This is a genomic window from Pigmentiphaga kullae, from assembly GCF_004216695.1.
GTDB lineage: Bacteria > Pseudomonadota > Gammaproteobacteria > Burkholderiales > Burkholderiaceae_B > Pigmentiphaga > Pigmentiphaga kullae.
In genome coordinates this window covers 380750-393710 of the sequence record NZ_SGXC01000003.1, presented here as the reverse complement: position 1 = coordinate 393710, position 12961 = coordinate 380750, and the positions used below count along the sequence as shown (strand labels likewise).

General features: G+C 70.0%; 10 protein-coding genes. 5 read left to right on the top strand and 5 right to left on the bottom strand.

The window, feature by feature from the left end:
* Window positions 1-19 precede the first annotated feature (19 nt).
* The 4 genes from EV675_RS24645 to hemC are packed head-to-tail and all read right to left on the bottom strand — an operon-like array spanning window position 20 to window position 4245.
* On the bottom strand, window positions 20-1315 hold the full coding sequence (locus tag EV675_RS24645; protein WP_130360956.1) for a heme biosynthesis HemY N-terminal domain-containing protein: 1296 nt from the start codon (window positions 1313-1315) through the stop codon (window positions 20-22).
* 3 nt (window positions 1316-1318) lie between these two features.
* The gene (locus EV675_RS24640) at window positions 1319-2479 is read right to left on the bottom strand and encodes a uroporphyrinogen-III C-methyltransferase (protein WP_130360954.1); all 1161 of its coding nucleotides are present in this window, start codon (window positions 2477-2479) and stop codon (window positions 1319-1321) included.
* Window positions 2476-3315 (bottom strand): uroporphyrinogen-III synthase, encoded by an 840-nt coding sequence (locus EV675_RS24635; RefSeq protein WP_130360952.1) that lies wholly within the window; start codon window positions 3313-3315, stop codon window positions 2476-2478. The genes EV675_RS24640 and EV675_RS24635 overlap by 4 nt, the downstream gene beginning before the upstream one ends.
* Before the next feature lie 6 nt (window positions 3316-3321).
* Entirely contained in the window at window positions 3322-4245 is a 924-nt protein-coding gene (gene hemC, locus EV675_RS24630) for a hydroxymethylbilane synthase (protein ID WP_423213240.1), read from the bottom strand.
* Window positions 4246-4444: 199 nt separating this feature from the next.
* On the opposite strand from hemC, the gene ppc reads away from it, so the two are divergent.
* The 4 genes from ppc to EV675_RS24610 all read left to right on the top strand — a co-directional run bounded on the left by ppc (window position 4445) and on the right by EV675_RS24610 (window position 10531).
* The gene (gene ppc, locus EV675_RS24625; RefSeq protein ID WP_165404760.1) at window positions 4445-7288 is read left to right on the top strand and encodes a phosphoenolpyruvate carboxylase; all 2844 of its coding nucleotides are present in this window, start codon (window positions 4445-4447) and stop codon (window positions 7286-7288) included.
* Window positions 7289-7507: 219 nt separating this feature from the next.
* Window positions 7508-8647 carry an FAD-dependent monooxygenase gene (locus tag EV675_RS24620; protein WP_130360946.1) on the top strand — a complete coding sequence of 380 codons (1140 nt, stop codon included), beginning with the start codon at window positions 7508-7510 and terminating at the stop codon, window positions 8645-8647.
* Window positions 8648-8675: 28 nt separating this feature from the next.
* Window positions 8676-9641 (top strand): tripartite tricarboxylate transporter substrate binding protein, encoded by a 966-nt coding sequence (locus tag EV675_RS24615; RefSeq protein WP_130360944.1) that lies wholly within the window; start codon window positions 8676-8678, stop codon window positions 9639-9641.
* A 50-nt stretch (window positions 9642-9691) separates the two neighbouring features.
* Window positions 9692-10531 (top strand): IclR family transcriptional regulator, encoded by an 840-nt coding sequence (locus EV675_RS24610; RefSeq protein ID WP_130360942.1) that lies wholly within the window; start codon window positions 9692-9694, stop codon window positions 10529-10531.
* 194 nt (window positions 10532-10725) lie between these two features.
* Here the strand turns inward: EV675_RS24610 and EV675_RS24605 are convergent, their stop codons facing one another.
* The gene (locus tag EV675_RS24605; protein ID WP_130361922.1) at window positions 10726-11889 is read right to left on the bottom strand and encodes an MFS transporter; all 1164 of its coding nucleotides are present in this window, start codon (window positions 11887-11889) and stop codon (window positions 10726-10728) included.
* A gap of 147 nt (window positions 11890-12036) precedes the next feature.
* Here EV675_RS24605 and EV675_RS24600 point away from each other — a divergent pair, with 147 nt between their 5' ends.
* Window positions 12037-12939 (top strand): LysR family transcriptional regulator, encoded by a 903-nt coding sequence (locus EV675_RS24600; protein ID WP_130360940.1) that lies wholly within the window; start codon window positions 12037-12039, stop codon window positions 12937-12939.
* Window positions 12940-12961: the final 22 nt, after the last annotated feature.

The following is a 12961-nucleotide window of genomic DNA, read 5'->3' as shown; positions in this document are numbered from 1 at the left end:
ACATCGAAAAAAACCGCCGCTAGAGGCCGGCCGCGCGATCGGGCGCCACGTCCTCTTCGCTCTCGAACTGCGGACGCGCGGCGGCGGGGCCGAACAGAACGGCTTCGTCGGCCTTCAGGACCGGCAGGCCGATCACCGCCTCGGTCGCCAGGCGCCAGTGGCGCACGGCCTCGACGGCGCGGTCGGTGCGATCGTACAGGCTGGCCAGCAGCGCATGCGTGCGCGGGTCGTCGCGCTCGCTCAGGCTGCGTTCGAGATATCGCTGCGCCGGGCCCCACAGGCGGCCGCACAGGCACAGCGTGCCCAGGGCCTGCAGCAGGTCGGGATCATTGGGGTGCTGGCGCAGCCAGCTCTCGGCCTTCTCCAGCCGCGGGGGTATGTGTTCGGGACTGCAACGGGCATAGGCCTGCAGCAGGAGCGGGCTGAGCTGGGCGTCGAGCGCGGTCTCGAGGATGCGGCGGGTGCGCGCCTCGTCGCCATCGGCCTCGAACACCGCGGCGCCGGCCTGCGCCACTTCGGGCAGGATGCGCTCGTCGTCTTTCAGGTCTTTCCAGATGGCGCGCCGCGTGGCGGCATCGCTGGCCGACCGCAGCAACTCGGCCGCGGCGGTGGCGATCATGCGCGTGGCGGCGGCCGGATGCAGGGCATTGCGCTTGGACAGCGTGCGCGCCAGCTTCAGGACCTCGGCCCAATGTCCCAGGTCGCGATGGGCGCGCAGGGTGAGCCGCAGCGAATGCATGTGCTTGGGACCGCCGTCGTGCAGCTGCGACAGCAGCGCCAGCGCTTCCTCGGGCCGCTGCTGGTCGAGCAGCATGTCGGCCTCGACCAGGACGACGGCGGGCTTGAGTCCGGCATCGGCGTCGGCGGCCTCGCGGGCCTGCGCCAGCAGCAGGTCGCGGCGGGCGAATTCCTGCATGGCATGCGCGGCCCGCGCGGCCGACAGGTTGGCCAGGACACGGCGCGAGGGTACGTCGGTCTGTCCGGCCACGCTGCTCATGTCGGCCTCGGCCTTGGCATAGCGGCCCTCCAGCAGATTGATCCAGCCGCGCTCGAGCAGCTCCTGCTGCTGGGTCAGCGCGCGGCGCGCACGCCAGCGGCGCACCCGCACGGGCAGGTCCAGGGTCCAGGAGATGGCGCGCAGCGCGGCGTACAGCACCGCGAACAGCGCGACCAGGATCAGCGCGGCCAGGCTGGCGGACAGCTCGACCCGGTAGGGCGGCAGCAGCAGCGCGACGTTGCCGGAGTGATAACGCAGCCCGACGGCCAGCCCGACGGCGGCCACCAGCAGCAACAGGGTCCAGAACCAGGTGCGCATGCCTTACCTCTGCGCGCCGGAAACGGCATTGCGAGGCAGCACCGAGCGCACCGCGGCCAGGCTGTCGTTCAGGTTCGGCAGCTCGATGGAGATGTCGGTCTCGCGAATCTGCCGCAGCAGCGTCTGGGCATTGCGCGTAGCCGGCGCATTGGCGTCGAAGTAGGCGGGCAGGGCCTGGCCGACCGCGTCCAGGTCGGCGCGCCAGGCATGCTCCTGCCTGGACAGCAGGGCCAGGCGGGCATTGAGCAGCCTGAGCTTGAGGTTCTCGCGCACCATGGCGCCCTGCTCGGGGGACACCAGCAGGGCGTCGGGCTTGTCGATGCGACGGATGCGGATCAGGTCGCGCATGTCGCCCAGGAAGCCGTTGCGCAGCGGTTCCCACCACGCGATGGCCCGCTTCCACCAGGGCGCATCGGCCGCCGGCGCCTGCACGGCTTGGGCGGCGGCCGGCGCGGCCTGGCCGTCGGCTTCGTGGGCCGGCTGCACGCCGGCCAGCAGCGGCAGGCGGTCGAGCAGTCCGATCAACTGGTCGATCTTGACCACCAGGCCGGACACGTCCACCGACGGCAGTCCGCGCAGCCGTTCGAGATCCTGCGCGATGGCGCGGCGCACGGCGGTGAACTGCGGCCGGTCGGCGCGCGCCAGCCGGGCGTCGGCCACCTGCAGCGCGGCGATGGAGTTCTGCACGTTGCCGGCCAGTTGCAGTTGCTGGGCGGCGATGGACAGGGCCTGTTCGACTTCGATCAGCGTCCATTCGTCCTCGCCGCGCGACAGCTCCTGGTAGAGCTGTTCCAGCGCGGCCTGCTGGCTTTGCGATTCCAGCACCTTGGATTCGAGCACGGCCAGCTTGTCGGTGTTGCCCTGGGAGATGGACAGGGCCTGGCGGGCGCGGGCCTGGGCATCGCGCGAGAAGGAGTCGATCTCGTTGAAGCGGCGCGCCGATTCGCGGCCGATGGCATCGACCAGCTGCTGCTGGCGCCACAGCGCGGCCGCCAGCACCACGATCACGATCAGCGCGAAGGCGAGCACCGTTCCCAGCCAGGGGAAGGACCGGCTGGACGTCCGGCCCTTGGGGGCACGGCCGGCGCGCTCGGTTGCGGAACGGGTATCGTTGGGCGCAGGACCCTGCGCGGATGCGGGAGATGCGTTCTCGGATGCAGTCATGACACCGATTCTATCGCGGCCAGGATGTCCTCATCCCGGGGCGCGCAAGTTTGTAACATTGGCGGGTGGTCGCGAGCGGGCAATGCTTCGGCGATCACCGTTATTAGATGCCGGGCGATCCGTGGATGGGTTGCAACGAGACGACAATCGGCCCACCAGTCCAGCAATCCCAGGCGGGCAAGCTGCCCGCGCACCGCGTCCACGCCCTCGGCGCTGGTCAGCAGCCAGGCGGTGGGCGTGCCCGCGCGGGCCAGTTCGCGCAAGCCGTCGGCCTGGGGCGGCGTCCAGGCCTCGGGGACCCGCCGGTAGGCGCGGTGCAGGGTGACGCTGGCGCCGGCCTCGCGCAGCCGGCCGGCCAGCCAGTCGCGGCCGGTGCCCTGCTCGCCCCGGCCCCCACGCACGATCAGTACCCGCGATGGCAGCGGCGCGGCCGACAGGACCGCCCACAACGCTTCGGAGTCGAAATGCGGACTGTCTGACGCGGGCTGCAGCAGCCGCGGTCCGCCACCGAAGGCCGGGTGCTCGCGCAATGCCCGCGCGCTGGCGGGTCCGACGACCGCGGCGGCCGTGGCGGCGGGCCATGTCCAGTCCGGACCGGCGGAATCGCGCCATTTGTCCAGGAACATCCGGACGGCGTTGCCGCTGACGAAGACGACCAGTTCAAACGCCGCGGGATCGGGGGCCGGGCCGGCCTCGGGGGTCAACCGCAACGCCGGCAGATCCAGCGCCCGCCACCCCCGCGCAGCCAGCGCCCGCGCCAGGCCGTCGTTCTGCCCGCCGGGGCGGGTCAGGATGGCGGCACGCCCGGACAATGGCGCGGAGGACCGGGCCGGCATCGCGGCTCAGCCCAGCGCAGCGAGGATGTCGGCCGCGCCGGCCGCCAGGAGTTCTTCGGCCACGGCCAGGCCCAGTGCCTCGGCGTCCCGCGCGGCGCCGGTCCGCTCGGCGCGGACGATGCGCGCGCCGTCGGGTGTCGCGACCAGCGCTCTCAGGCGCAGCGACTCGCCCTGCGCCTGCGCGTAGGCGGCCAGCGGCACCTGACAGGAGCCGCCCAGGCGCCGCGACACGGCGCGCTCGGCCAGGGCCTCGGCGGTGGTGGCGGCATGGGCCAGCGGCGCGAGCACGGCGCGCAGGTCTTCGCGATCGGCGCGGATCTCGATACCCAGGGCGCCCTGCCCGGCGGCCGGCAGGCTGTCTTCGGGCGCCAATAGAGTCCTGATGCGGTCGCCCAGGCCCAGCCTGCGCAAGCCCGCGGCCGCGAGCACGATGGCGTCGTATTCGCCGCGATCGAGCTTGGCCAGCCGGGTCTGCAGATTGCCGCGCAGCGGCCGTACCTGCAGGTGCGGATGGCGGGCCCGGATCTGCGACTCGCGGCGCAGGCTGGAGGTGCCGATGACCGCGCCGGCGGGCATGTCGGCCAGCTCCGCGTAGCGCGCCGACACCAGGGCGTCGCGCGGATCCTCGCGTTCCATGATGGTGGACAGCGCGAACTCCGGCGCCAGGTCCACCGGCACGTCCTTGAGCGAATGCACGGCCAGGTCGGCCCGGCCGTCCTGCAGGGCGGTTTCCAGTTCCTTGACGAACAGGCCCTTGCCGCCGACCTTGGACAGCGTGCGGTCCAGGATGCGGTCGCCGCGGGTGGTCATGCCCAGCAGTTCGACCGAGCACTGCGGGTACAGCGCGCGCAGCCGCGCCTGGACATGTTCGGCCTGCCAGAGCGCCAGCTGGCTTTCGCGCGTGGCGATGATCAAACGATCGTTTTTCAAAATGCGGGGATCTCGATTGCGGTGCGGACAGGCTTCCGCTCTCGCGGCGCCCCCCTTCGGGATTATAGAAGTATTCGATATGGGCTCTTTTTTCATGGCATGCTTTCGAGGTGCCCGTACTGTTACCGTGTTTCTTGCCCCGGGCCGTCTCCAAGGCATTTGCAGCAGCCGACTCCAACGACAACTCGCGCGACGCTCCATGACCCCATCGCTTCAAGACCCCGACCTACCTCTTCGCAACGACATCCGACTGCTGGGCCGCCTCCTGGGCGACGTGATCCGCGCCAGCGAAGGCGCGGGCGTCTTCGACACCATCGAGACCGTGCGCCGCACGGCGGTGCGCTTTCGCCGCGACGGCAACGCCACCGACGGCCGCGCGCTGGAAAAACGCCTGAAGCTGCTGGCGGCCGACGAGACCAACTCCGTGGTCCGGGCCTTCACCTACTACCTGCACCTGGCCAACATCGCCGAGGACCGCGACCAGAACCGGCGCCGCCGCGCCACCCTGCTGCAGCAGGACGCCCCCGCGCGCGGCAGCCTGCAGGACGCCGTGGCCCGGCTGCGGGCGGCCGGCATCGGCAACGCGCGCATGCGCCAGTTGCTGGACGAAACGCTGATCTCTCCGGTCCTGACGGCCCACCCCACCGAGGTACAGCGCAAGAGCACGCTGGACGTGCACAAGGAAATCGCCCACCTGCTGCAGGAACGCGACGACCCGCGCACCACGGACGAATCCTTCGAACAGACCCTGGCGCTGCTGGGCCGCATCACCACGCTGTGGCAGACGCGCATGTTGCGCAACTCCCGGCTGACCGTGGCCGACGAGATCGAGAATGCGCTGTCCTACTACCGCAGCACCTTCCTGTCCGTCATCCCGCAGCTGTACGGCCATCTTTCGCGCCTGCTGGGCCGCGAGCCGGCCGATCCGTTCGGCCCCCACCCCACGCCGCTCAAGTCCTTCCTGCGCATGGGCAGCTGGATAGGCGGCGACCGCGACGGCAACCCCAACGTCGATGCCGAGACGCTGAACCTGGCGCTGCTGCGCCAGAGCACCACGGCCTTCGAGTACTACCTGGACGAAACCCACGCGCTGGGCGCCGAGCTGTCCCTGAGCGCGCTGCTGACGCCGGCCTCGCACGCGCTGACCGCGCTGGCCGAACAAGGCGGCGATCTTTCCGAGCATCGCCGCGACGAGCCCTACCGGCGCGCCCTGGTCGGCATCTACGCCCGCCTGGCGGCATCGGCGCGCGCGCTGACCGGCCGCGACCTGGCCCGCCGCGAAGCCCCGCCCGCCCAGCCCTATGCCGAGCCTGCCGAATTCGCCGCCGACCTGGCGGTGATCGCCGATTCGCTCAACGGCCACCACGCCTCGCCCATCGCCCGGCTGCGCCTGTCGGCGCTGCGCCAGGCGGTGGACGTGTTCGGCTTTCACCTGGCCACGATCGACCTGCGCCAGAGCTCCGACGTGCATGAACGCACGGTGGCCGAGCTGTTCGCGCGCGCCGGCGTCGAAGCCGACTACGCCAGCCTGGACGAGGCCGCCCGCATCGAACTGTTGCGGCGCGAGCTGAAGGAAGTCCGCCCGCTGGTCTCGCCCTGGCTGCGCTACAGCGAGGAGACGACGCGCGAGCTGGAAATCTTCCGGGCCGCCGCCAGCGCCCGCCAGCGCCTGGGCGCGCAAGCCGTGCACCACGCCATCGTGTCGCACACGGAAACGGTCAGCGACCTGCTGGAAGTGCTGGTGCTGCAACAGGAAACCGGCCTGATCGCGCCGGGCGGCGGCTCCACCGGCGGCCACGTTCCCGCCGACGGCGAAGGGCTGATGGTGGTGCCGCTGTTCGAGACCATTCCCGACCTGGCCAACGGCCCCGCCATCATGGCGCAGTTCCTCGACCTGCCCGAGGTCAAGGCGCGCGTGCGCCATGCCCAGCGCGGCGTGCAGGAAGTCATGCTGGGCTATTCCGACAGCAACAAGGACGGCGGTTTCCTGACGTCGAACTGGTCGCTGTACCAGGCCGAGCGCGCGCTGGTCGAGGTCTTTCGCGCCCGCAAGGTCAGGCTGCGCCTGTTCCACGGCCGCGGCGGCACCGTGGGCCGGGGCGGCGGCTCGAGCTTCGACGCCATCCTGGCCCAGCCGCCGGGCACCGTGGCCGGCCAGATCCGGCTGACCGAACAGGGCGAAGTCATCCAGAGCAAATACAAGGACGCCGACATCGGCCGCTGGCATCTCGAACTGCTGACCGCGGCCACGCTGGAGGCCAGCCTGGCCGACCACACCGAAAGCGCCTCGGCCGAGGACGCGCTGTTCGCCAGCTACGGACAGACCATGGACCGTCTGTCGGCCACCGCCATGCGCAGCTACCGGGCCCTGGTCTACGAGACGCCGGGGTTCGCCGACTACTTCTTCGCCTCGACGCCGATCTCCGAGATCGCCGGCCTGAACATCGGTTCGCGCCCGGCCTCGCGCAAGTCCACCGGACGCATCGAGGACCTGCGCGCCATTCCCTGGGGCTTCTCGTGGGGCCAGTGCCGGCTGCTGCTGCCGGGCTGGTACGGCATGGGCGCGGCCATCGACGACTACCTGCGCCACGGCGAAGGCACCCGGCGCGAGCGCGTCGAACACCTGCAGGCCATGGCGCGCGACTGGCCGTTCTTCCGCACGCTGCTGTCCAACATGGAAATGGTGCTGGCCAAGACCGACCTGGTCATCGCCTCGCGCTACGCCCAGCTGGTGCCGGACACCGCGCTGCGCAAGCGCATCTTCGGCGCGATCAGCGACGAATGGAAGCGCACCATGAGCGCGCTGAAGCTGATCACCGGCCAACGCCAGCTGCTGGCCGACAACCCTTCGCTGGCGCGCTCGATCCGCGACCGCATCGCCTACATCGATCCGCTCAACCACGTGCAGATCGAACTGATCCGCCGCTACCGCGCCACCCGCGGCAAGGCGGGCCGCGCCAAGGCGGATCCGGCCGGCCGGACCCAGAACGGCATCCACCTGACCATCAACGGCATCGCCGCCGGCCTGCGCAACACCGGCTGACCCCCGGCGGCCGGGCGGACCCCCACCCCGGTCCGCCTCCTTCCCATGCCGGCCAGGGTCCCCTGGCCGGCCGCCTCCTTCCCCTCGTTCCCGACGTGCCGCCGCCTGCCCGGCGCACGCGTTCGTCCTCGACCTCGTGGCATCCCCTATTGCTTCCCTTTGCCCTCAAGTTTTATATTCGAAAACAGTTTTCTTATACGAAACAATCAGGATGGAAGCATGACGGAAGTCGACATCGCGATCATCGGGGCGGGCATAGGCGGCATGGCCGCCGCCATCGCCCTGCATCGCGCGGGATACAAGGTGGGCGTCTACGAACAGGCGCCCCGGTTCGGCCGCGTGGGCGCGGGCATCAACCTGACGCCCAACGCGGTGAAGGTGCTGGACGGGCTGGGCGTGGGCGCGGTGCTGCGCGCCACCGCCTACGAACCCACCTGCCGGGTCAGCCGGCTGTGGGACAGCGGCCAGGAAACCTCGCGGCTGGAATTGCACGCCCAGGGCGAACGGCGCTACGGCGCGCCGCAGCTCACCATCCACCGGGCCGACCTGCTGTCGGCGCTGGAAACAGCTCTGCCCGCCGGCTCGGTCCGCCTGGGCGCCAAGGTGGCCTGCGTCGGCCAGGACGAGCGCCACGCCTGGCTGGACCTGGCCGATGGATCGCGGGTGGCGGCGCGTGCCGTGGTCGGCTGCGACGGCATCCATTCGGTGGTGCGCGAGGCCATCGCCGGCCCCGAAGCCCCCCGCTTCACGGGCAAGGTCGCGTTCCGCTCCATCGTGCCCACCGCCCCGCTCGCCCGCTACGACCTGACCCCCACCACCAAGTGGTGGGGGCCGGATGCCTCCAGCCAGATCTTCACCTTCCTGATCGACCGCGGCCAGCGCGAGCTGTTCGTGTTCGCCACGGTGCCCGAGACCGAATGGACCCACGAGTCCTGGTCCATCCAGGGACACAAGGACGAACTGCTGCGCGCGTACGCGGGCTTTCACGAGGAAGCGCTCGCCATCCTGGAAGGCTGCGACGTCGTCCTCAAGACCGCGCTCTATGCGCGCGACCCCATGGCGCGCTGGACCCATGGCCGCGTCACCCTGCTGGGCGACGCCTGCCACGCCATGCTGCCCTTCATGGCCCAGGGCGCCGCCATGGGCCTGGAGGACGCCGCGGTGCTGAGCCGCTGCCTGGGCGAGGCCGGGGACGACGTGCCCGCCGCCCTGCTGCGCTACGAACAGGCCCGGCTGGAACGCGCCAGCCGCATCCAGCGCGGTTCGCTGCAGAACGACTGGCTGCGCTCGGACACGAACGCCGACTGGGTCTATGGCTACGACGCCTGGACCGAACCCCTGCCCGCGCGGGCGCACTGAACCCTTCCCTTTCCAGCGGAGTCCTTCCATGCAAAGACGACATTTCCTCGGCACCATGATCGCGGCGGCGGGCGCCGGCGCGGCCCCGGCCACGCGCGCCCAGCCCGGCTTTCCCTCGCGCCCCATCCGCATGCTGGTCGGCTTCGCGCCCGGCGGCGCCACCGACGTGGCGTTCCGCGTCCTGGCGCAGAACGCGGCCGCCATCCTGAAACAGCCCGTCGTGGTCGAGAACAAGCCGGGTGCCGGGATGGTGATTCCCGCCCAGATGATGCAGGCCACCGCGCCCGACGGCTACACCATCGCGCAGATCGCGGTATCGGTGTTCCGCACGCCCTATCTGGTCAAGACCGCCTGGGATCCGCTCAAGGACCTGAAATACATCATCGGCCTGGCGGCCTACCCCTTCGGCCTCGTGGTGCCGGCCTCCTCGCCCATCAGGACGGTGGCGGACTACATCGCCTACGCCAAGGCCAATCCCGGCACCATGACCTACGGCACGCCGGGCACGCTGTCCTCGCCCCACCTGACCATGGAAGACCTGGCCTTCCAGGCCGGCGTGAAGTTCAACCACGTGCCCTACAAGGGCGGCGCCGAGGCGCTGGCCGCGCTGCTGGGCGGCCACATCATGTCGCTCGCCGACGGCCCCAGTTGGGCGCAGTACGTCGAGTCGGGGCAATTGCGCCTGCTCGCCACCGGCGGCGAAACCCGCAGCGCGCGCTTCTCGGCGGCGCCCACGCTCAAGGAACTCGGCTACGACATCGTGCAGAACGCCCCCTTCGGGCTGGCGGCCCCGCGCGACACCGATCCGGGCGTGGTCCGCATCCTGCACGACGCCTTCAAGCAGTCCATGGAGATGGACAACTACCGCGCCGCGCTCAAGCAGTACGATCTCGAGCCCGCCTACCTGAGCAGCGAGCAGTTCACCCGCTTCGCCGCGGACACCATGCAGAAGGAAAAGCTGTTGATCGACCGGATAGGGCTGCGCAGACTATAAAATGACCGGGCGCAAGGCGCTTCGCCTTGCGCCCCGTCCTATCCGCCCCTATGACCGAACCCCAGCTGCCGGCCACCGACGACGGCGACGACACGCCCGACAACGCTTCCGCTCCTCGCAAGGATCCCTACTGGGTCGACGCGCTTGCCCAGGGCCTGTCCGTGCTCGAAGCCTTCGATTGCGAACAGCCCTCGCTGACCTTGACCGAACTCGCGCAGCGCCTGGGCTGGAGCCGCAGCAAGCCTTACCGCTTCGTGCATACGCTGGAGAAGCTGGGTTTCCTGGAACGCGAGGAAGTCGGCCGGCGCTACCGCCTGACCGCGCATGCGATGAAGCTCGGCTTCGCCTATCTGAACCGCCTGCCGCTGGTCGAACTGGCGCAGCCGATCATGAACCGGCTGCGCACCGAGGTCGGCGCTTCCGTGCACATGGCCATCCTGGACCGCGACGAGCTGGTCTACGTGGCGCAGGCCCGCATCCCGCTGCCGACCTCGATCGACATCCACGTCGGTTCGCGCATGCCGCCGCACTCGTCCTCGATCGGACGGATCCTGCTGGCCTACAAGCCCCGGGCGGACATCGCCCGCATCCTGGACGGCGCGCCCATACCCGCCCTGACCGAAAAATCCACGGTGGACCCCGCAGCCTTCCGCGCGCTGCTGGATACCGCGCGCGAACGCGGCTACGTCTACAACGACGAGGAATTCCACCGCGGCGTGCGTTCGATCGCCGCGCCGGTCCTGAACGCCCAGGGAGAAGTGGTGGCGGGACTGAACGCGACCTCGATGATCTACACCTTTACCGACGAGGTCGTGGCCGGGACCGTGATCCCCGCCGTCGTGCGGGCGGCGCGGGAGTTGTCGCAGGCACTGGGCTACCGCGAACGGTAGCCCCGGGATTCAACGCAGGTAGGACACCGCGACCGCGATCGCCACGCCGACGGCGCCGATCAGCACCAGCATCTGCATCAGCGTCAACCCTTTCTGCAAGCTCTTCATTCCATCCTCTGGCGCCTGCCCCGCAGGCACGGCAATAAGAAACACAGGGGCCATAGGTTAGCCTGTTTCAGGCGGGAATTCCTGCCTTACCCGCACACCGGCGCCCTGCGCCGGCCGGCACGGCCCAGCCAGACCAGCGCGAGGCCGCCGGCGGCCAGCGTCGCGCCCGCCACCGGTACCGCGGCATAGCCCAGCCCCTGGCCGATGACCACGCTACCCAGGGCCGCGCCCAGCGCGTTGCCCAGATTGAAGGCGCCGACATTGACGGACGAAGCCAGCCCGGGCGCCTGGGCCGCCGCCTGCATGACGCGCATCTGCACCGGCGGCACGATGCCGAAGGCGGCCGCGCCCCACACCACGAGACCGATGGCCGCGCCGGCATGAGACGTCAGGACCAGCGGCAGAACGGCCATGATGATGGCGAGCGCGGCCAGGATGATCGTGGTCGCGCCGTCGACCGACCAATCCGCCAGGCGGCCGCCCAGGGTATTGCCCAGCGTGAAACCGACGCCGATCAGCACCAGCGCGAACGCCACGAAGCCGGGGCTGGCATGCGTGATGTCGGCCAGCACGGGCGCCACGTAGGTGTAAAGCGCGAACATCGCGCCCGCGCCCAGCACGGTGGTGCCCATGGCCAGCAGGACCTCGGGACGCGTGAGCACGGCCAGTTCGCGGCGCACATCCGGCCGCGTGCCGGGCTCGCCCTTGGGCAGGGCCAGCCACAGCGCGGCGATGGTGACGAGGCCCAGCGCGGCGGTTCCGCCGAAGGCAACGCGCCATCCCACCTGCTGTCCGATCCAGGTCGCCGCCGGCACGCCGCCGATATTGGCCACGGTCAGCCCCATGAACATCGCCGCAATCGCGCTGGCCTGTTTTTCCCTGGGCACGACGCTGGCCGCCACCACCGCCCCGATGCCGAAGAAGGCGCCGTGGTTGAGGCTGGTGACGAGGCGAGACAGGAGCAGGGTCGCGTAGCCCGGCGCGAACGCCGACAGCAGATTGCCGGCGGTGAAGATCAGCATCAGCAGCATCAGCGCGGCACGCTTGCCGAAGCGGCTGAACAGCAGCGTCATCACCGGCGCGCCGACCATGACGCCGACGGCGTAGGCCGACACCAACATGCCGGCGGTGGGTATGTCGACCCGCACCCCATCGGCGATCACGGGCAGCAGGCCCATGGGGGTGAACTCGGTCGTGCCGATGGCGAACGCGCCTATGGCCAGCGCGAACAGGGCGGCGGTGGACTTCACCGGAGCCACACCGGGCTTGGAGTCGTTGAGAGCGGGAGACATGACGGCCATCCTGGAACGGTTTTCTGTGGATGGAGCCAGTGTGCGGGGTTTATATTTGCGGATTAAGCCCTATATCGGCCAATCTCATTTGACTTAACTTCAACAATGAAGACCACGCTGGACGAATTGCAGGCCTTCGTGGCTGTCGTGGACATGGGCTCGATCACGGCGGCCTCGGAGGTGCTCGGACTGACCATCTCCGCCACCAGCCGCAGCCTGGGCCGGCTGGAGGAAAAGCTCCAGACCACCTTGCTGCGCCGCACCACCCGGCGGCTGGAACTGACCGAGGAAGGCTCGACCTTCCTGCAGCATGCGCGCGCCATCCTGGCCTCTGTCGACGAGGCCGAGGAGCAGATGGCGGCCCGGCGCCTGCATCCGGCCGGACGGCTGCGGGTCGATGCATCCACGCCGTTCATGCTGCACGTCCTCGTGCCGCTGCTGGACGGTTTTCGTACCCGCTACCCCAAGGTGGAACTGGAACTGAACTCGAACGAAGGCATCGTGGATCTCATCGAGAAACGCACCGACGTGGCCTTCCGCATCGGCGCCTTGAAGGACTCCACCCTGCACGCGCGCCCCGTGGGCACCAGCCGCCTGCGCGTGCTCGCCAGTCCCGCCTACCTGGAGCGCCATGGTTCGCCGGCCGATCCGGGTCGACTCGGGCACCACACCCTGCTGGGCTTCACCCAGCCCGAGACCTTGAACGACTGGCCGCTGCGCGACGCCGACGGAGACATCCTGCGCATCCGGCCCACGATCGCCTCGTCCAGCGGAGAAACGCTGCGGCAGATGGCCCTGGCGGGCCTGGGCATCGTCTGCCTGTCGGATTTCATGACGGGCGACGATCGCCGTCAGGCGCGGCTGGTGCCCCTGTTTCCCGGGCAGACGCTGGACATGCGCCAGGCGATCAACGCGGTCTACTACCGGAATACCGCCCTGGCCTCGCGCATCACGGCCTTCGTCGACCATGTCGTCGACGCGCTGGGCAAGCGGCCCTTCGACGAATGACGCCCCACAAGCGACAACGCCC